Consider the following 19,218-nt stretch of genomic DNA (forward strand, 5'->3'; position numbering starts at 1 on the left):
CGAGGGGCGTCTCATGGGCATGAGCAGAAGGACGGTGCGCAGCGTCGACCCGCTGTCGCGCCCCAGGTTGACGGTGGTCCGCGGCGATGCCGCCGGCGTGCCGGAGCAGTCCCCGGAGCGGGCGGACGCCACCGACGTCCTCGCCTCGATCCTCATCGACGCGTTCGGGGACCGGGTGCTGTTCCTGTTCCACCGGCGCATCCCCGGCCAGACCGGCGACCTTCCGGTCATCGCCGTCACCTCGACCGGCGTGCACCTGATCGAGCCCCGGTGCTACCCGGGCAAGAAGGTCCGGGCGTGTCGCGACGGCAGCACCTTCGAGATCGACGGGGTGCGCCACACGCGCCTGGCCGAGCAGATGGCCGAGCATGCGGAGGCCCTCCAGGCCGCCGTCTCGACGGGGCCGCTGCCGGACACGCCCGTGCACACGAGCTACTGCTTCGTCGAGGGCGAGCTGCCGATGCGCCCGCTCGAGGTCGACGGCGTGCGGGTGCTGTCGATCCGCTCGACACTGCGCCGGCTCCGTGCCGGCGGGCCGCTGGACGAACGCCAGGTCGAGGCGCTGCACCGCGACCTGGCGCGCAGGCTCGTGCGCTCCTGACGCGCGAGAACGACGATGGGGCGGCCTCTCGGGTCCGCCCCATCGTCGTTTCTCGGTGCAGCTGTCTCAGGCGATCAGTGGTCGAGCGCCTTGCCCTCCGCGCCCGCACCGGTGAGGGCGCGGACCTCCATCTCGGCGGCCTTGTACTCCAGGTGCTCCTTGCTGGTGAGCGTGCCCAGGATGCCGAGCAGGAACGAGGCCGGGATCGAGACCAGGCCGGGGTTGGCCAGCGGGAACCACGACCAGTCCTGATCCGGGAACATCGCGGTCTCCGAGCCCGACACTGCAGGGCTGAAGATGATCAGCCCGACGGTGATGATCAGGCCGCCGTAGATGCTCCAGAGGCAGCCACGGGTGTTGAACCGCTTCCAGAACAGCGAGTAGAGGATCGTCGGCAGGTTGGCCGAGGCCGCCACCGCGAACGCCAGCGCCACCAGGAAGGCGATGTTCTGGCCGTTGGCCGCGATGCCACCGAAGATCGCCACGATGCCGATCACGATGGCCGCGATGCGGGCGACCTTCACCTCCTGGCCCTCCGGCGCGTTGCCGCGGTGGATCACGTTCGCATAGATGTCGTGCGCGAACGAGGCCGACGCCGTGATCGTCAGACCGGCGACCACCGCGAGGATCGTCGCGAACGCCACCGCCGACACGATGCCCAGCAGCAGGGTGCCGCCCAGCTCGTAGGCCAGCAACGGTGCCGCCGAGTTGGCCGCGCCCGGTGCCGCCGCGATCCGCTCGGGGCCGACCAGCGCCGCGGCGCCGTAGCCCAGGGTCAGGGTGAACAGGTAGAACAGGCCGATCAGCCAGATCGCCCAGACCACGGACTTGCGGGCCTCCTTGGCCGTCGGCACCGTGTAGAAGCGCATCAGGATGTGGGGCAGGCCCGCGGTGCCGAGCACCAGGGCGATCGACAGCGAGATGAAGTCGATCTTGCTGATGTCGTCGATGCCGTACTTCTTGCCCGGCTCCAGGGCGGCACCGGCGGCGGCGCCGTCACCGAGCAGGTCGGAGAAGTTGAAGCCGTACTGCGCCAGGACCCACACGGTCATCAGCAGCGCGGCGCCGATCAGCAGGATCGCCTTGATGATCTGCACGTAGGTGGTGCCCTTCATGCCGCCCACGAGGACGTAGACGATCATCAGCGCGCCGACGCCGGCGATGACGAGGGCCTGTCCGAAGGAGTCGTTGATGTTCAGCAGCAGGGCCACGAGGCCACCGGCGCCGGCCATCTGGGCGAGCAGGTAGAAGAAGGAGACGACCAGCGTCGACACCGCAGCGGCGGTGCGGACGGGCCGCTCCTGCATCCGGAAGCTCAGGACGTCGGCCATCGTGAAGCGGCCGGTGTTGCGCAGCAGCTCGGCCACCAGCAGCAGGGCGATGACCCACGCGACCAGGAAGCCGATGCTGTAGAGGAATCCGTCGTAGCCGGTCAGGGCGATGGCGCCGGCGATGCCCAGGAACGAGGCCGCCGACAGGTAGTCGCCCGAGATCGCGAAGCCGTTCTGGCGCCCCGTGAAGGACGAGCCGGCGGTGTACATCTGCGAAGCGCTCTTGTTGGTGCGGCTGGCCCGGATGACGAACACCAGCGTCAGCACGACGAACGCCGCGAAGATGGCGATGTTCAGGGCGGTGTTGCCGACCTGCTCCGTCTCGGTGGCCTGCGCGAGCGAGGCCAGGGAGGAGGTGATCATGCGAGGCCCTCGGCTTCCATCTCGGCACGGATCTTCGACGAGCGCGGGTCCAGCTCGCGGTCGGCGTAGCGGACGTACGCCATCGTCACGGCGAACGTGGCGACGAACTGCAGCAGCCCGAAGATGAGACCGACGTTGATGTTCCCGAACACCTTCTGGCTCATGAAGTCCACGGCGTACGTCGAGGCGAAGACGTAGATGAAGTAGAAGACGAGGGCGGCAGCGGTCGCGGGAATCACCCAGTTGCGGTGCTTGCGCTTCAGCTCTTGGAACTCAGGCGACGCGAGGACGGCGATGTACGCCGACTCCCGGTCGGTCGGCCCGGGGGCCGAGTCGGATTCGGTCGGATTGCTCACAGCAACACCTCCACGGTGAAGGGACATCGTGACCGACGTCACAGTGATCGCGGTCACACCCGACGCTAGAGGTGGCGCAGGAGAGCGGCGGTCAGGGCGCGGCGCGCGTGCGACGAGCGTCCGGATCCTGCGACGAACGGTCGTCGCTCGTGGGCCGAGCGGGGACCGGCGGCGATCAGTCGACGTCGACGGGGCCCGCGAGCTGCGCCTCGAGCCGGGGCAGGACCTCGGGGCCGAGACGCGCGACGTGGTGGCCGGAGTGCATCAGGAAGCGCGCCTGGCGCCTCAGGGTGGAGGGCATCGGCGGGAGGTCCTGCTCGGCCTCGCCCAGGGCGCCGGCGACGTCGGCCCCCATCCGCTCGGGCCCGAGCGATGCATCGCGGGCGTCCACGAGGCCCAGCCCGGCGCCGGCCTGGGCGGCACTGCGCAGCAGGTCGACGGTGTGCGGCAGGTCCTCGGGCGAGGCGTCCAGGGCCAGCAGCGGCAGGAGGCGGGCGGTCAGCAGGTCCGCGACCTCGTGGGCCTCGGGCGTGAAGGCCGCGTCGAGTCCCAGGCGGTGCGTCGTCGCGGCGCCGAACCCGGTCCGGGCCGCGGGGTCGGCAGCCGGCCACGTGCTCCCGTCGAGGGTGGGGACGGCGAGCGCCACGTAGCGCTCGCGGTGCCGACCGCGTGTGAACCAGCCCACACTCGCATCGTACGCAGGACACCCACGTGTGACGCATGGAAGAAATGTGACCAGAGTCGCGTCATGGGACAGGTGCGGTGCCGTCTCACGGTCACACGGCGAAAGCCGGGCCGGGAGCGGCGGACGAGGGGAGGGCGGGACGCATGAAGGTGGAGCGCATCTGGTGGCGCGAGATCGGCGCCGAGGACTACTACACGATGGAGAAGTCGTCGCGTGGTCTCCGCGGTCGGACGACCCTGGAGATCCGCCAGATCCCCGATCTCATGGAGTTCGTCGGCCTGGACCGCAACATCTCCCTGGAGGCCTGGCAGGACGTGCGCATCGTGCCGCGCGTCGTCGGCGACCCCGACGTGTCGGCCCCGCTCGTGTTCAAGGCCCACCGCCGGCACGGCGTGTACGAGCTCCACGCCCAGAACCGCAACGACGAGCGGCACGAGCGCCACCCCGCCTGGCTGCCCCTCCACGGCTGGCCGGACCTGCGCATCCCCACCTCGGTCGAGGACGCCAAGGCGGTCCTGGCCGAGCTCGGCGGGCTGCACGTGTACGTCGCGCGCACCCAGTCGGGCCAGTACTTCGCCGGGCACACGACCGGAGCCTCCCTGCCCGCCGGCTGGCCGTCCTCCTGCCAGCCCCTGTTCACCGGCTCGGAGTCGGGCGTCATCACCGTCGGCAGCGGATCGGTGCAGACACTGACCCCGCTCGCGCGCAAGATCCTCGACGCCTTCCGCGACCGCAAGAGCGTGCTCGTCTACGGTCCGCCCGCCACCGGCAAGACCCACGCCGTGGCCCAGGTCCGCCAGATCCTCGACGACGCGTGGACCGGCGGCGAGGCCGTCGAGATCGACCCGCACCGCATCGACCAGCCGTTCACGTCAGGGTTCGAGGCCTCGCCGATCGCGCCCCCGGTCATCACCGACTGGGTCACCTTCCACCAGGACTACGGCTACGAGGACTTCGTCGTGGGCCTGCGCCCCACCGGCGAGGGCATCCGCCTCGCTCCGTTCGCGGGCCGCCTGCTCGACCTCGCGATCCGCCTCGACCGCCAGGGCCGCGGCTCGGCGCTGCTCGTGATCGACGAGATCAACCGCGGCAACGTCCCGAAGATCCTTGGCGACTTCATGACCTTCATGGACACGTCCTACCGACGCGGCCGCGACGGCGACTCGCGCTCGGCGATCCCGGTGAACCTGCCGAAGGTGCAGCGCAGCCCCACCGGCGACCCGGTGACCGAGCCGATCTGGATGATCTCGGGTGACTCCTACATGCTGCCCCAGCCGTGGACGTTCCCGTACGACGTGAACGTCCTCGCCACGATGAACTCGGTGGACCGTGCGGTCGCCCCGCTGGACTCGGCGATCGGCCGACGCTTCGAGCGCATCGACGCCTACGCCGACCTGGACTTCCTGGCCCAGCACCTGGGGGTCAGCATCGAGATCGCCACCGCCCCGGACATCGACGCGGAGCACTGGACGCCCCAGGCGGCCGCCGTGGCGCTGCTGGGCTACCTCAACGACGAGATCACCGAGCGCCTCGGGCAGGACTACGAGCTCGGTCACCTCTACCTGTGGAACATCACGAGCTGGGATGACCTCCAGCGCGTGTGGGACCACGACATCTGGCCGCAGATCCGGGACCGCTTCGGCGCGCGCCCCGACCAGCTGGCCGACCTGTTGCGCGTGAACTCGCGCAATGCTCCGCCGAACTACCCCTTCCGTACGCGGACGCTGACGGGCCGTGCCCTGGCCGTCGACTCCTTGATGGGCCAGTCCCACGAGGACACCGCGATCGCTCTCGACTTCCTGGTGCGTGGATGATGATGATGACCGGACAGACCCTGCTCGAGGGCGGACCCGCCCAGCCGTTCGCGGGCACCGCGGCCGACCTCGACGAGCTGCGGCTGCGATCGACCGAGCTGGCCACGCGACTGGGCCTGGCCGAGGAGCCGTTCGTCATCGACGACGCGGCCGGCACGATCCAGGTCCGCGGTGTGGCGGGCTTCGTCTCCCTCGGCGACTCGACGATCGAGATCATGCCCCACGTCCTGCGCCACGACCCGGGCTGGCGCGTCTCCATGCTGACGATGCTGACCACGGTCCACCACCTCGAGTGGGTGCCCCGGGTCGATCGCGGCTCGCGCCATGCGGGCCTGTCGGACCTCCTCGGCATGATCGTGGCCGGCGCCATGGGCCGCGCGTCATCGGAGGGAGTGCCGCGCACCTACGTCGAGCGCACGGCCGTCACGCCCTCGATCCGCGGTCAGGTCGACGCCGGCCGGATGTGGCGCCGCGTCGTCGACCCCTACAGCGTCGACTGCCGCTTCTCCGAGTTCGTCGCCGACGGCCCGGTCACCTCCGCGCTCAAGTGGGCGTGCGCCGAGCTCGCCGGTGCCGTGCAGCAGCCGTGGCTCGAGTCCGAGCTGCGGGCGTACGCCGACCTCTTCCCCGAGGCGTCGCGCGACCTGCCGCCCCCGTCGGTCATGGACGGGCTCCAGCTCACGCCGCAGTTCGGCTTCCTCAGCGAGGCGCTCGACGTGGCGCGCATGCTCTCGATGGGCCCGCAGAACGGCACCAGCGGCCGGGCCGACGGTCCCACCCGCGCCTTCCTGTGGAGCACCGAGAGGCTGTTCGGCGACTTCGTCCAGGAGGTGGCGGAACGGGCCGCCAAGGAGGCTGGCTTCACCGCCTACCGCGGCTCGCGGGCGCGGCGCCTCAACGACGTGAACGCGACCGCCGGTGCGGTCGACACGGTGGTGCAGTCCGACTCCGAGCTCGTGGCCGTCACGGTCTGCGCACGGGAGTACACCGAGGACCTGGCCGACGAGCTGTCCATCGGCCTCATCGCGGCCGGCCGCGAGCTCGGCGCCTCCGACATTGCCATCGTCTTCCCGGCCAGCATGGGCCTGCGGCCCGGCACCCAGCTGCGCGTGCGCGAGTCCGGGGGACCGTCGATGCTGCACCTGCTCACCGTGGACCCCTCGGGGCTGGGGGAGCACGGCGGCATGGCGCGCGCCCTCAACGAGTTCGAGCTCGACCTGTCGATGGTGCTCACCATCGCGCAGCGCCGACCCGTCGGATCGCGCCGCCTCGGCGGCACCGCCTGATCGACTGATCTCGATACACCGTCTCGCTGCGCTCGCCGACCCGGTGATCGAGTAGCTGGCGAGCGCAGCGAGCCGCGTATCGAGATCACGCTCAGTGGCGCAGCTGCACCAGGACCTCGAGCTCGGCGTCCGTGAGCTCGGTCAGGGCGGCCTCGCCGGCGTTGACCACCGCATCGGCCAGCGCGCGCTTCGCGCTGATCAGCTCGGCGATCGACTCCTCGATCGTGCCCTCGGCCACGAGGCGGTGCACCTGCACGTTCTTCGTCTGCCCGATGCGGTGCGCCCGGTCGGTGGCCTGGTCCTCGACGGCCGGGTTCCACCAGCGGTCGTAGTGGACCACGTGGTCGGCACGGGTCAGGTTCAGGCCGGTGCCCGCGGCCTTCAGCGACAGGACGAACACGTCGGTCTCGCCGTCCTGGAACGCGGTCACCATCTGCTCGCGGCGTGACACGGGCGTGCCGCCGTGCAGGAAGTCGTGGCGCACCTTGCGCTCGCCCAGCCGGCGGGCGAGCAGGCGGCCCATCTGCGCGTACTGCGTGAACACCAGCGCGGCGCCGCCCTCGTCGACGATCTCCTCGACCAGCTCGTCGAACGTCTCGAGCTTGCCCGAGCGGCCGGTCAGGCGCGCCTCCGGTTCGTGCAGGAACTGCGCCGGGTGGTTGCAGATCTGCTTGAGCTGGGTCAGCAGCTTCACGACGAGGCCGCGACGGCGGATGCCGGTGGAGTCGGCGATCTCCGACATCGTCCGCTGGACGACCGCCTCGTAGAGGCCGACCTGCTCGCGGGTCAGCGGCACGCGGTGGTCGGTCTCGATCTTCGGCGGCAGCTCCGGCGCGATGCCCGGATCGGTCTTGCGGCGGCGCAGCACGAACGGACGGATGAGCTGCGAGAGCCCGGCGGCACGGTCGGTGTCGTGATCGCGCTCGATCTGGCGCGACCACTCGCGCCGGAACTGCTCGCGCGTGCCGAGCAGGCCGGGCGTGGTCCAGTCGAGCAGCGCCCACAGCTCGCCGAGGTGGTTCTCCACGGGGGTGCCCGTCAGCGCCATGCGGGCCTCGGAGTCGATCCGGCGCAGCGCCTGCGCGGCACCGCTGCCGGGGTTCTTCACGTGCTGGGCCTCGTCGGCGACCACGAGGTTCCACCGGTGGCGGCGCAGCTCCTCGACGCTGGAGCGCATCGTCGCGTAGGTCGTCACGACGAAGCCGGCCTTGGCGTCGGCGAGGTGGCGGCGCGGACCGTGGTAGCGGTAGACCGGGACGCCGGGGGCGAAGCGGGCGATCTCGCGCTCCCACGTGGCCAGGACCGAGGCGGGGCACACCACGAGGGTGGGCTCGGGGGAGTCCAGATGCAGGTGCAGCGCGATGAGCATGAGGGTCTTGCCCAGGCCCATGTCGTCGGCGAGGATCCCGCCGAGCCCGAGGTCGACCAGCTGGCTCATCCAGCGCAGGCCGCGCAGCTGGTACTCGCGCAGCTGCCCGTCGAGCGACTCGGGCTGGGAGGCCGGCGTGATGTCCGCGTCCTGCTCGGACAGACGGCGTCGGACGTCCTCGAGCCAGCCCACGGTGTCGACCTCGGTCTCGAGGCCGTCGATCTCGAGGCTTCCGGTGACGGCCGCACGCAGGGCCTCGCCGGGGTCGAGGGTGCGGCCGTGACCGGCCAGCACGCGCGCCACCTGCTGCTGGTCGACCATGACCCAGCGGTCGCGCAGGTGCAGCATGCCGGACTGCGACTCCGCGAGCTGCTCGACCTCGGCGCGGGTGAGGTGCTCGCCGCCCACCGACACGCTCCAGTCGAAGCGGAAGAGCTGGTCGGAGGTGAAGGCGCGGGGCCGGTCGTGGTCGCGCTCGAGGCGCGGCTCCTCGGCGTCGACCCGGCTGACCACGCCGGTGGCGCGCACGTCGTGGCGCAGGCCCTCGGGCCACTCGATGTCGATGCGGTTGGCCAGCGCGGCCACCTGGGGACGCCCCTGGCCGAGCTCGCCGAGCTCCTCGGGAGTGACACGGACGCGGCCCTCGCGGGCGAGCTGCGCGGCGGGCGGCCAGCTGGCCGCGAGGCGCTCGAGCATCGCGACGAGGGCTGGGCGCGCCGCGGGACCCAGGTGGTGGTCGTCACGGGTCAGCACCGTCGGCGCCGGCACCGAGGCACGGTTCATCGCCTGCGGGCGGACGTGGAGCTCGAGGTCGGCCATGGCGTCGGCCTCCTCGGTGAGCGTGATGTCGAGCCGGTAGGAGAAGCTGGTCGGCCGTTCGATCGTGGGCCGCGGCTGCTCGGTCTCGCGCCGCCGCTGGGGTGTGGTGGCCACTGCGGGCGCACCCGCGACCAGCGCCGCCAGGAATGCGCGGATCGATGCCTGTCCCTCGGCGGGCGTGGGGCCGACGGCGCGGCCCGCGTCGAGCATCTGCTGCATCTCCGAGGAGCCGGGGGAGGCGAGCGTGCCGGTGGCCATGAGGCGCAGGGCGATGATCGAGGGGGTGGCCCAGGCACGCACGCTGGGGTCGGCCGTGAGGGCCCGGATCCCACCGCTCAGCGGACCCACCGCCTCGTTCGCGGTGGCCTCCACGGGACCGCTCGGAGTGTCGAAGACGAACGTCGATCGCGCCGGGTCGTCCGGGTCCTGGACGAACCTGACCGGGTGCCGCAGTGCGATCTGCAACTCGGTCGGCGTGGCCATCCCTCCATTGTCGCGCACCCCTTCAAACGGCGGTTCATGTGGTATAGTTGAATCATCAACTAACAGGAGTCGACGATGAATCTGCGTCCCGAGACGGTGCCCACGCACGCGCTCTCCGACCTCACGAACCGCTTGGTGCCGAGTCCGCGCATGCCGGTGCTGTTCGTCGGTCACGGCAACCCGATGAACGCCCTCGCCGACAACTCCTTCACCCGAGAGTGGGAGCGCGTGGGCGCCGGCCTGCCCGCCGCGCAGGCCATCGTCGTGATCAGCGCCCACTGGCTCACCCCCGGCGGGACGCACATCACTGACGCGCCGCGCAATCCGATCATCTACGACTTCGGCGGCTTCCCCGACGAGCTCTACCGGGTGCAGTACGAGACCCACGGGGACGAGCGGGTCGCCCGCATCCTGGCCGAGCACCTGGTCGAGTACGAGGCGCGCCTCGACAGCCAGTGGGGCCTCGACCACGGCACCTGGAGCGTGCTGAAGTTCCTCGCGCCCGCGCCGCAGGTGCCGGTGCTGCAGATCAGCATCGACTACTCGATGCCCTTGCCGAAGCTCTACGAGCTGTTCGGGCGCCTGCGCGACCTGCGCCGCCGCGGCGTCGTCTTCATCGGCAGCGGCAACATCGTGCACGCGCTGAACCGCGTCCGCTGGGGTGGCGGCCCGGCGTGGGACTGGGCGGAGGAGTTCGACGCCCAGACCGCGGATGCGCTCGCGACGCGCGACGTCGCCAAGCTCGTGGACCCGTACAGCTCCTGGTCGGCCGCACGGATCGCCGTGCCGACGGACGACCACTACCGCCCGATGGTGGCGGCGCTGGGCCTGCTCGAGCCCGACGAGGAGATCGGCTTCTTCAACACCGAGATCGACATGGGCTCGGTCGGCATGCGGTCGTTCATCACGGCTGCCTGACGTCCCAGCCGGCCAGCACGGCGGCGGTGAAGCCGTCGAACGTGAGGTCGTCGGGTCCCGCGGGCTTCGGCCCGAGGCGGACGGCGACCACGTCCTGCGACGGCACCACGGCGAGCAACTGGTTGCCCCAGCCGAGCGCCCAGAAGGCGTCCGCGGGCACCGAGGGCGCCAGCCGGCCCCGGAACGGCTCGCGGTCGACGTCGAAGCCGGCGGCGCGGCGCACCTCGACGACACGGCCCTCGGCGTTGTTCCACCACAGCAGCCCGTAGGCGGCGTTGCCCTCGGACGAGGTCGTGACCAGCTCGGACACCGCCTCGGCCGACAGGATCCGGCGCCCGTCGAAGACCCCGCCTTCGCGCATCATCACGCCGAGCCGGGCGAGGTCGGCGCACGAGGAGACGATCCCGGCGTAGGTCGTGAGCCGGCCCGCCGCGTCGCGGTTCCAGCTGGTGTCGGCCAGGCCCAGTGGTTCGAAGAGGCGCTCGCGCGCGAACGCCTCGACGTCGCCCACGGCGGAGCCCAGCACGGCCGACAGCACCTGGCTGGCCAGGTTGTCGTAGCGCCACGCGGTGCCCGCCGGGTCCTGCTGTCCCACGGCGAGGGCGGCGGCGGTCTGGTCGTTCGCGCCGATCATCGCCCGGTCGAGCGCCTCGGACCACTCGCGTCCCGACGTCATCGACATGAGGTGCCGCACGGTGACGTCGCGCGACGCGTCGGGCCAGTCGTCGACGTGGCGGGCCACCGGGTCGTCGAGGTCGAGCGCCCCGTCGGCCGCGGCGACCGCCAGGAGCACCCCGACGACGGACTTCGTGATCGAGTAGACGCGCCGCGCGGCGTGCCGCGACGCGGCCGGGTGCTCGTGGACGACCTCGCCACCACGCAGCACCAGGGTGCAGGTGGAGGCGCTGGCGTCGACCAGCCGGTCGAGCTCGCTGAAGTCCGGCGGGGGAGCCGGGCTCGGGCTCGGTGAGGCGGAGACGGTGGGCAGGGAGGCGTCGGACAAGTCGGTCCTTCCGGGAGTGGGGGACGTGCACGCGCCGACCAGGAGCGCGCCCGCGAGCAGCGCGACGCCCAGCCCGGCCGACCGCCGGGTCACATGCGGCCCGTGTCCAGGTAGCGCTGGTGCCACGAGAGGGCCTCGCCGAGCAGGTGCGGGGTGTGCCGGGCGTCGGGCCGGGCCGCGAGGGCGCGCTCGAGGTAGTCCCGCAGCTGCGGGCGGAAGTCCGGGTGGGCGCAGTGGGCGATGATCTGCTCGGCCCGGGCCCGCGGGGACAGGCCGCGCAGGTCGGCGAGCCCGTGCTCGGTGACGATGACGTGGACGTCGTGCTCGGTGTGGTCGACGTGGCTGACCATGGGCACGATCGTCGAGATGGCACCGCCCTTGGCCGTCGACGGCGTCAGGAAGAAGTTCAGGTAGGCGTTGCGCGCGAAGTCGCCGCTGCCGCCGATGCCGTTCATCACCGCGCTGCCCATGACGTGGGTCGAGTTCACGTTGCCGTAGATGTCGGCCTCGATCATGCCGTTCATGGCGATCACCCCGAGCCGGCGGATGACCTCGGGGTGGTTGGAGATCTCCTCGCTGCGCATGAGGATCCGGCCCTTGTAGCCGTCGATCCCGGCGTGGAACCGCTCCATCCCCTCACGCGACAGGCCGAACGAGGCCGTCGACGCCGCCCGCAGGGTGCCCGAGTCGAGCAGCGTGAGCATGCCGTCCTGGAGCACCTCGGTGTACGCCACGAGGCTCGTGAACTCGCTGTCGTCGAGCCCCTGCAGCACCGCGTTCGCGACGTTGCCCACGCCCGACTGGAGCGGCAGCAGCTCGGGAGGCATCCGGCCCGCACCCACCTCGCCACGCAGGAACTCCAGGGCGTGGTCGGCGATTGCGCGCGAGACGTCGTCCGGTGCGGAGAACGCGGCACCGGCGTCGGGCTCGCGGGTCTCGACCACGGCCACGACCTTCGCCGGGTCGACCTTCAGGTACGGCTCGCCGATCCGCTGCATCGGCTCGGTGAGCGTGAGCGGGCGGCGGTGGGGCGGCAGCGCAGTGCCGCCGTAGATGTCGTGGAAGCCCTCGAGCTCGCGCGGCTGCCAGTGGTTGACCTCGAGGATCACCCGGTCGGCCTGGTCGAGCCAGGTCTTGTTGTTGCCCACGGAGCTGCCCGGGACGAGGAGCCCGTCGGGCAGGATCGCCGTCACCTCGATGACCGCGACGTCGAGCGGGCCGTAGAAGCCGAACCACATCTGCTGGGCCGAGTGGCTCAGGTGGGCGTCGACGTAGTCGACTTCGCCGGCGTTGATCTGGCGGCGCAGCAGCGGGTCGGAGTTGTAGGGGAGTCGTTTGGCGATCGCGTGGGCCTCGGCCAGGACGCCGTCGGCCTGCGGAGCGGTGGAGGCACCGGTCCACAGGCCGATCCGGAAGTCCTCGCCGGCGTCGTGCGCGGCCCGGGCGCGGGCGGCGAGCGCGGGGGGCACGGCCTTGGGATAGCCCGCGCCGGTGAATCCGCTCATCCCGACGTTGTCGCCGGGACGGATGAATCGGACCGCCTCCTCGGCGGTCATGATCCGCTCGGACACCACGGGGCACGTCACACGACTCATGGCCCCGAGTGTCTCAGTTCTGCGAGGCCTCCGGAACCTCGGGCGCCTGGGCCTGGGCCTCCTGCGCCTCGATCTCGCGGCGCACCTGCTCCATGTCGAGGTCGCGGACCTGACCGATGATCTGGTCGAGTGCCTCGGCCGGCAGCGCGCCGGGCTGGGCGTACAGCAGCACGCCGTCGCGGAACGCCATCAGCGTGGGGATCGAGGTGATCTGGACCGCGGCGGACAGCTCCTGCTCGGCCTCGGTGTCGATCTTGGCGAACGTGATGTCGGGGTGACGCTCGCTGGCGGCCTCGTAGACCGGGGCGAACTGCATGCACGGTCCGCACCAGCCGGCCCACCAGTCCACCAGGGTGATGCCCTCACCGGTGACGGTGTCCTGGAACGTGTCGGCAGTCAGGTTGATCGTGGTCATGATGGCCTTTCGTCGGTTACTGCTTCTTCAACGTCCATCTCCACTGTGACATTCCGTTGGTTGGGCACGTCCGCTGCTTGCGGCATGATCGGGTCATGGATCGCCGGAGCGTCATCGTCGGGGGAGCGGCCCTGGGCGCCGCGTGGCTGGCCGGCTGCAGCGGCGACGACCCGAAGCCACGCCCCAGCCCCTCCACCGCGCCCACCACGGCCTCCGAGCCCCCGCCCACCACCGCGAGCACGCCGCCCGCCCCCGCGCCGATCGACCCGCGGATCGACGGCACGATCGCCTCGGGCCTCAACGTGCCGTGGGCGATCGTGTTCCTCACCGACGGATCGGCCCTGGTCACCCAGCGCGACGACGCGTCGATCGTGCGGGTCACCGCCGACGGCGACGTGTCGAAGGTGGGCGACGTCCCCGGGGTCGCGCCCGGAGGCGAGGGTGGGCTGCAGGGGCTCGCCGTGGCGCCCGACGAGTCGGCGCTCTACGCCTACCTCACGGGGGCCGACGACAACCGCGTGGTGCGCCTGGAGTTCGACGGCGACCGCATCGGCGCCGCCGAGCCGATCCTCACCGGCCTGGCGAAGGCGTTCAACCACCAGGGCGGAGCGCTGACGTTCGACCGCCGGGGCCGCCTCTTCGTCGCGGTCGGCGACGCGGCGAACACCGCCACCCCGCAGGACCGCTCCTCCCTGAACGGCAAGATCCTGCGCATCGACACCCAGGGCCGCCCGGTCGAGGGCAATCCGTTCGGCAACGAGGTGTGGTCCTACGGGCACCGCAACGTCGAGGGCCTGGCCTGGGACGCATCGGGGCGCCTGTGGGCGAGCGAGTTCGGCGACCGCAGCCAGGACGAGCTCAACCGGATCGTCAAGGGCGGCAACTACGGCTGGCCGATGGTGGAGGGGGACAGCGACGACGACCGCTACGTCCGCCCGAAGGTCACCTGGCCCACCTCGGAGGCGTCGCCGGCAGGACTCGCGATCAGCGGCGACCGGGCCTTCGTGGCGGCGCTCCGCGGGGAGCGGCTGTGGCAGGTCCCGATCGAGGGCACCTCCGCCGGCGAGCCGCGCGCGTTCTTCACGCGCGAGCTCGGGCGACTGCGCGCCGTGGCCGCCGCGCCCGACGGCACGCTGTGGCTGGGCACCTCCAACACCGATGGGCGCGGCCAGCCCGGCCGGTCGGACGACCGGATCGTGCGTGTCGCGATATCCGGCTGAGATTTCACTGGCGTTTCGGGCCCGCTGTGGTTATCGTCGTCGGTGGGGGACGACTCGGCACGCCGACGTCAATGGGGAATGCAGCGCCTCTGGGTCTACGACCCGCGCGGCTGCCCGGATCGTCCTTCGTCACCTCTCGTGACCACTTCGGAGCCACGAGCAGGTGAGGCGGTTCGCCGCCCTGTGAGTCCGGCTCCCTCCCGGCACTGACAGCAAGAACCCCACCACCTCTCGGTGGTGGGGTTCTTGGCGTTCGGGTCCGGGTGGACTCAGAGCGGCCGGATGTTCGCGGCCTGGAGGCCCTTCTGGCCCTGCTCCACGTCGAACTCGACCTTCTGGTTCTCGTTCAGCGAGCGGTAGCCGCCCGACTGGATCGCCGAGTAGTGCGCGAACACGTCCTCGCCGCCGTCGTCGGGGGCGATGAATCCGAAGCCCTTGTCAGCGTTGAACCACTTGACGGTACCGGTGGCCATGGTCTTTCTCCTCTTGATCCTTCTGGCGATGGTCGGACGCGCTCTTCACGCCCGACGGTCGCGACGCACATCCAACCGCGAGAGGAACCACGCCCCGGAGGGAACCGCATCCTTTTGCTGTCCAACGTCGTGCAACTGCCACCACCCTACGACACGGCGTCGGGCGTCGGGAGGCTCCGAAGACGACTCGAAGCGGTGAATGTCCGATGAACGCGCCGTGGCGCTACACCCGCCGGAACGACTACGCCGGTATAGTCAGGAAGAACCACCTCACGGGGTGGTGCCCACGGCGACGCTGCGGGCCGAGCGGGGGGCGTGCATCCGGGGGGACGGCGCGTCCCCCGCACCTGTGTGCGGGGGCGATTCCGTCCGGTTCAGAGGTCGTAGTCGATCGTCAGCGGCGCGTGGTCGGACCACCGCTCGCCCCAGCTGGCGGCGCGATCCACGGTGGCCACGCGAGCAGACTGCGCCAGCTCGGGCGTCGCGATCTGGTAGTCGATGCGCCAGCCCGTGTCGTTGTCGAAGGCCTGCCCGCGCATCGACCACCAGGTGTACGGGCCGTCCACCGGCCCGGCCAGGTGGCGGTGCACGTCGTACCAGCCGAGGTCGCCGAAGAACTGGTCGAAGTAGGCGCGCTCCTCAGGCAGGAACCCGGCCTTCTTGACGTTGCCCTTCCAGTTGCGGATGTCGAGCTCGGTGTGGCCGACGTTGAGGTCGCCCGTGATCAGCGCGTGGCCGTCCATGCCGCCGAGCTCGGCCATGCGCTTGGTCATCTGGTCGAGGAAGCGGAACTTCTCCTCCTGGCGCGGCGTGCCGGCCTCGCCGGAGTGGACGTAGACGCTGACCACGGTGAGGACGGAGCCGTCGGGGAGCGTGAGGTCGGACTCGATCCAGCGGCCGGTGTCGTCGAAGAACGCGTCGCCGTTGCCGACGCGGTGGCTCGTGGGCTCGAGGCGGCTGATCACCGCGACGCCCGAGCGTCCCTTGGCGGCGGCCTCGGTGTGGACCACGTGGTAGCCGGTGCCCTCGAGGATCTCGTGCACGATCGCGTCGGGGGCGCGGACCTCCTGCAGCGTGATGATGTCGGCGTCGCGGCCCTCGAGCCACTCCTTCATCCCCTTGCGCCACGCGGCGCGGATGCCATTGACGTTGACGGTCGAGATCCTCAGCACCCTGCGAGGCTACCGGCCCCCCACCACCACTCTTGGAACGGGCGTGACGAAGGTCAGGCGGTGAACGGCGGGCGCTCGTCGAGGCGGATGGAGCGGCGGCCCGCCCAGCGCCAGACCCGGGCCGTGAGGTCGCGGTCCTCGTCGGTGACGAGGTTGCCCATCACGCGCAGCGCGATCGTCATCAGGGTGTGCGAGCGCATCCCGATCGGGCCGGCCGTGGGCAGCAGGTGCGGCACGGTGATCAGCCCGGCCAGGCGGCGCGCGATCGAGAACGAGGGTCCGTAGTGGGCCGTCAGCATCGCGGGCCAGGCGGCCTCGGGGGAGTCGCCCGTGGCCAGCAGCTCGGCGCCGATGCGGCCGGTCTCCAGGCCGTAGTCGATGCCCTCGCCGTTGAGCGGGTTCACGCAGCCCGCGGCGTCGCCGATGACGATCCAGTTGCGCCCGGACACACCCGACACGGCGCCACCCATCGGCAGCAGCGCCGACGTGGGCAGCTCGAGGTCGGCGCCGAGGTCCCAGTCCTCGCGGCGCAAGGTGGCGTAGTACTCCATCAGCGGCCGGATCTGGATCTTCGCGGGGCGCTTCGCGGTGGCCAGCGCGCCCACCCCGAGGTTCACCCGGCCGTCGCCGAGCGGGAAGATCCACCCGTAGCCGGGCAGCAGCTCGCCCGTCTCACCCCGCAGCTCGAGGTGCGAGGAGATCCACGGGTCGTCCCCGCGGCCCGACTTCACGTAGCTGCGGCCCGCGACGCCGTAGGCGGTCTCGCGGTGCCACTCGCGCCCGAGCACCCGGCCGAGCGGGGAGCGGACGCCGTCGGCGATCACGAGGCGCCGGCACGCGATGGTGTGGCGGCCCTGCGCCGTGTCGAAGACGACGCCGGCGACCGAGCCGTCGGCGGCCCACTCGACATCGACCGCGCGGGCGCCGTCGAGGCCGGTCACCCCGGCATCCAGCGCGCGCTCGCGGATCCGCGCGTCGAGCTCGGTGCGGGGGACGGCCGAGCCGTGGTCGGGCAGCGAGCCGCCGGGCCACGGCAGCAGCAGCTCCTGGCCGAAGCCGGCGGCGCGCAGGCCGCGGTTCACGGTGTGCCCGCGGACCCAGTCACCGAGGTCGAGCCGCTCGAGCTCGGCGATGGCGCGCGGGGTGAGGCCGTCGCCGCACGTCTTGTCGCGCGGGAAGGTGGCGGCGTCCGCCAGCACGGTGTCCATCCCGAGCCGCGAGGTCCACGCGGCGGCGGAGGAGCCGGCAGGCCCGGCGCCGACGACGAGGACGTCGGTGGTGGTCGGCAGGCTCATGTGACGATTCTCCCACCGGGCCCACGACGCGAGGGCACGGGGCGCGCCGTGGGAGGATGGCGGTCGTGTCCACCACGCCTGCTCCGAGCCCCGACGTCGTCCGGTTCGCGTCCCGCGGCTCGTCGCACTACGACATCCTGCTGGCCCTGTTCTGCGTCGTGATCGTCGTCTCGAACATCGTCGCCAGCAAGGCGGTCGAGATCGGCTCCGGCCAGGTCATGCTCGGCCCGGTGCAGCTGTGGCCGCTCGTCGTCGACGGGGGAGTCGTGCTCTTCCCGCTGGCCTACGTGCTCGGCGACGTGATCTCCGAGGTCTACGGACTGCGCGCCGCCCGCCGGGCGATCCTCACCGGCTTCGCAGCCGCCGCGCTCGCCACGGGCACCTTCTTCGTGGTCCAACTGATGCCGGGCGCGTCCTGGTACGAGAACCAGGCGGCGTACGAGGCGGTGCTCGGCCCGGTCGCGCAGATCGTCCTCGCGAGCCTGGCGGGGTACCTCGTCGGCCAACTCCTCAACTCGTGGGTCCTGGTGCGGATGAAGCAGCGCAACGCCGAGCGCCGTCTCGTCGCCCGCCTCATCGGCTCCACCGGAGTGGGCGAGGTGGCCGACACGCTGATCTTCTGCGCGATCGCCGCGTCGGCCATCGGGGTCTCCACTTTCGGAGCCTTCGTGAACTACTTCGTCATGGGCGTGGTGCTGAAGGTGGGCGTCGAGCTGCTGGTCATGCCGATCACCGTGCGGGTCATCGCGTGGCTCAAGCGACGCGAGCCCACCTACCTGGCCGCCTGAGCGGCGCGACCCCCGAGGTAGCGGCCGAGCCACTCGGACTTCAGGGCCGCGAAGTCACCGGCCTCGATCGCCGTGCGCATCGAGTCCACGAGCCGCACGAAGAAGCGCTCGTTGTGGATCGAGCACAGGGTCGCGGCGTTGTACTCGTTCGCCTTGAACAGGTGGTGCAGGTAGGCCTTCGTGTAATGGGCGCACGTGTAGCAGTCGCAGCCCTCCTCGATCGGGCCGAAGTCGCGCCGTGACGCCGCCACCATGAGGTTGTAGCGGCCGGTGGCGCTGTACACGCGCGACGACCGCGCGACCCGGGTGGGCGTGACGCAGTCGAACGTGTCGCAGCCCGCCTCGACCCCGGCGAAGAGGTCCTCGGGCTCGCCGATCCCCAGCAGGTGGCGCGGTCGGTCGTCGGGCAGCTCGTCCGTGACCCAGCGGACGATCGTGCCGAGGTTCTCCTTCTCGATCGCGCCGCCGACCCCGTAGCCGTCGAAAGCCAGGTCGGCCAGGCCACGGGCGGCCTGCCGCCGCAGGTCCTCGTGCTGCGCGCCCTGGACCACGCCGTAGAGGGCCTGGCGCGGCCGGTCGGGATGGGCCGCGCGCAGTCGCTCGATCTCCGCGAGGCAGCGCTCCGCCCACGCCTGGGTGCGGCGCAGCGAGTCCACCTGGTACTCGCGGCTGTTCATCAGCGTGGTCAGCTCGTCGAACGCGAAGACGATGTCGGCGCCGAGCTGGTGCTGGATGCCCATCGACACCTCGGGGGTGAACCGGTGCTTCGACCCGTCGAGGTGGCTCTTGAACGTGACGCCGTCCTCGTCCACGTGGGCGAGGCGATCCTTGCCGGGGGCGATCACGTCGTCGGCCTCGGTGCCCACGGCGTCCATCGCCAGGGTCTTCTTGAAGCCGGCGCCGAGGCTCAGCACCTGGAAGCCGCCGGAGTCGGTGAAGGTGGGGCCGTGCCAGTTCATGAAGGCGCCGAGGCCGCCGGCAGCCTCCACGATGTCGGCGCCGGGCTGCAGGTACAGGTGGTAGGCGTTGGCCAGCACGGCCTGCCCCCCGAGCTCGGAGATCGACTCGGGGAGCACGGCCTTGACGGTCGCCTTGGTGCCGACCGGGATGAACGCGGGCGTGCGGATCGAGCCGTGAGGGGTCTCGATGGTGCCCGATCTTCCGGGGGCGTCCGGCAGGGTGCTTCCGACGGTGAACACGGCCCCATCCAAACAGACGGGGCCGTGTCCGAC

17 protein-coding genes are annotated in these 19,218 nt (G+C 71.3%); 6 read left to right on the forward strand and 11 right to left on the reverse strand.

Going from position 1 to position 19,218, the window contains the following annotated elements:
• Window positions 1-13: 13 nt before the first annotated feature.
• Window positions 14-601 (forward strand): hypothetical protein, encoded by a 588-nt coding sequence (locus B2363_RS02800; protein ID WP_286928288.1) that lies wholly within the window; start codon window positions 14-16, stop codon window positions 599-601.
• 74 nt (window positions 602-675) lie between these two features.
• Here B2363_RS02800 and B2363_RS02805 read toward each other — a convergent pair whose 3' ends face one another.
• The 3 genes from B2363_RS02805 to B2363_RS02815 form a co-directional block, all read right to left on the reverse strand.
• Complete coding sequence (locus B2363_RS02805) at window positions 676-2,295, reverse strand: solute symporter family protein (protein ID WP_286928290.1); 1,620 nt, start codon at window positions 2,293-2,295, stop codon at window positions 676-678.
• Window positions 2,292-2,651 (reverse strand): DUF485 domain-containing protein, encoded by a 360-nt coding sequence (locus B2363_RS02810; protein WP_286928292.1) that lies wholly within the window; start codon window positions 2,649-2,651, stop codon window positions 2,292-2,294. Before B2363_RS02810 ends, B2363_RS02805 begins: the two co-directional genes overlap by 4 nt.
• A 175-nt stretch (window positions 2,652-2,826) precedes the next feature.
• The gene (locus B2363_RS02815) at window positions 2,827-3,336 is read right to left on the reverse strand and encodes a hypothetical protein (protein WP_286928294.1); all 510 of its coding nucleotides are present in this window, start codon (window positions 3,334-3,336) and stop codon (window positions 2,827-2,829) included.
• 143 nt (window positions 3,337-3,479) lie between these two features.
• On the opposite strand from B2363_RS02815, the gene B2363_RS02820 reads away from it, so the two are divergent.
• Both B2363_RS02820 and B2363_RS02825 read left to right on the forward strand, forming a co-directional pair.
• Window positions 3,480-5,150: an AAA family ATPase gene (locus B2363_RS02820; RefSeq protein WP_286928296.1), complete on the forward strand. Its 1,671-nt coding sequence runs from the start codon at window positions 3,480-3,482 to the stop codon at window positions 5,148-5,150.
• A gap of 5 nt (window positions 5,151-5,155) precedes the next feature.
• Entirely contained in the window at window positions 5,156-6,436 is a 1,281-nt protein-coding gene (locus B2363_RS02825; protein WP_286928297.1) for a 5-methylcytosine restriction system specificity protein McrC, read from the forward strand.
• Between the two features lie 91 nt (window positions 6,437-6,527).
• Here the strand turns inward: B2363_RS02825 and B2363_RS02830 are convergent, their stop codons facing one another.
• Window positions 6,528-9,107: a DEAD/DEAH box helicase gene (locus B2363_RS02830; protein ID WP_286928299.1), complete on the reverse strand. Its 2,580-nt coding sequence runs from the start codon at window positions 9,105-9,107 to the stop codon at window positions 6,528-6,530.
• 75 nt (window positions 9,108-9,182) lie between these two features.
• Between B2363_RS02830 and B2363_RS02835 the strand changes: the two genes are divergently transcribed.
• The gene (locus tag B2363_RS02835) at window positions 9,183-10,025 is read left to right on the forward strand and encodes a dioxygenase (protein WP_286928300.1); all 843 of its coding nucleotides are present in this window, start codon (window positions 9,183-9,185) and stop codon (window positions 10,023-10,025) included.
• Here the strand turns inward: B2363_RS02835 and B2363_RS02840 are convergent.
• The 3 genes from B2363_RS02840 to B2363_RS02850 are packed head-to-tail and all read right to left on the reverse strand — an operon-like array spanning window position 10,012 to window position 13,041.
• Entirely contained in the window at window positions 10,012-11,121 is a 1,110-nt protein-coding gene (locus tag B2363_RS02840; protein WP_286928302.1) for a serine hydrolase domain-containing protein, read from the reverse strand. The genes B2363_RS02835 and B2363_RS02840 overlap by 14 nt on opposite strands.
• A complete protein-coding gene (locus tag B2363_RS02845) occupies window positions 11,118-12,623 on the reverse strand; it encodes an acetyl-CoA hydrolase/transferase family protein (protein ID WP_286928305.1) in 1,506 nt (501 codons plus the stop codon). The genes B2363_RS02840 and B2363_RS02845 overlap by 4 nt, the downstream gene beginning before the upstream one ends.
• Window positions 12,624-12,636: 13 nt before the next feature.
• The gene (locus B2363_RS02850; RefSeq protein WP_376785955.1) at window positions 12,637-13,041 is read right to left on the reverse strand and encodes a thioredoxin family protein; all 405 of its coding nucleotides are present in this window, start codon (window positions 13,039-13,041) and stop codon (window positions 12,637-12,639) included.
• Between the two features lie 92 nt (window positions 13,042-13,133).
• On the opposite strand from B2363_RS02850, the gene B2363_RS02855 reads away from it, so the two are divergent.
• Window positions 13,134-14,258: a PQQ-dependent sugar dehydrogenase gene (locus B2363_RS02855; RefSeq protein ID WP_286928310.1), complete on the forward strand. Its 1,125-nt coding sequence runs from the start codon at window positions 13,134-13,136 to the stop codon at window positions 14,256-14,258.
• 269 nt (window positions 14,259-14,527) lie between these two features.
• On the opposite strand, the gene cspE is transcribed toward B2363_RS02855, so the two are convergent.
• From cspE to B2363_RS02870, 3 genes are all read right to left on the reverse strand, one after another.
• A complete protein-coding gene (gene cspE / locus B2363_RS02860; protein ID WP_078700805.1) occupies window positions 14,528-14,731 on the reverse strand; it encodes a transcription antiterminator/RNA stability regulator CspE in 204 nt (67 codons plus the stop codon).
• Between the two features lie 374 nt (window positions 14,732-15,105).
• Entirely contained in the window at window positions 15,106-15,903 is a 798-nt protein-coding gene (locus B2363_RS02865) for an exodeoxyribonuclease III (protein ID WP_286928313.1), read from the reverse strand.
• 53 nt (window positions 15,904-15,956) lie between these two features.
• Entirely contained in the window at window positions 15,957-17,198 is a 1,242-nt protein-coding gene (locus tag B2363_RS02870) for a geranylgeranyl reductase family protein (protein WP_286928315.1), read from the reverse strand.
• 65 nt (window positions 17,199-17,263) lie between these two features.
• Here B2363_RS02870 and B2363_RS02875 point away from each other — a divergent pair, with 65 nt between their 5' ends.
• A complete protein-coding gene (locus B2363_RS02875) occupies window positions 17,264-17,986 on the forward strand; it encodes a queuosine precursor transporter (protein ID WP_376785942.1) in 723 nt (240 codons plus the stop codon).
• Here the strand turns inward: B2363_RS02875 and tgt are convergent.
• Window positions 17,971-19,185: a tRNA guanosine(34) transglycosylase Tgt gene (gene tgt / locus B2363_RS02880; RefSeq protein ID WP_286928319.1), complete on the reverse strand. Its 1,215-nt coding sequence runs from the start codon at window positions 19,183-19,185 to the stop codon at window positions 17,971-17,973. The genes B2363_RS02875 and tgt overlap by 16 nt on opposite strands.
• Window positions 19,186-19,218: the final 33 nt, after the last annotated feature.

It is taken from the genome of Aeromicrobium sp. UBA7512 (assembly GCF_002476985.1).
Lineage (GTDB): Bacteria > Actinomycetota > Actinomycetes > Propionibacteriales > Nocardioidaceae > Aeromicrobium > Aeromicrobium phoceense.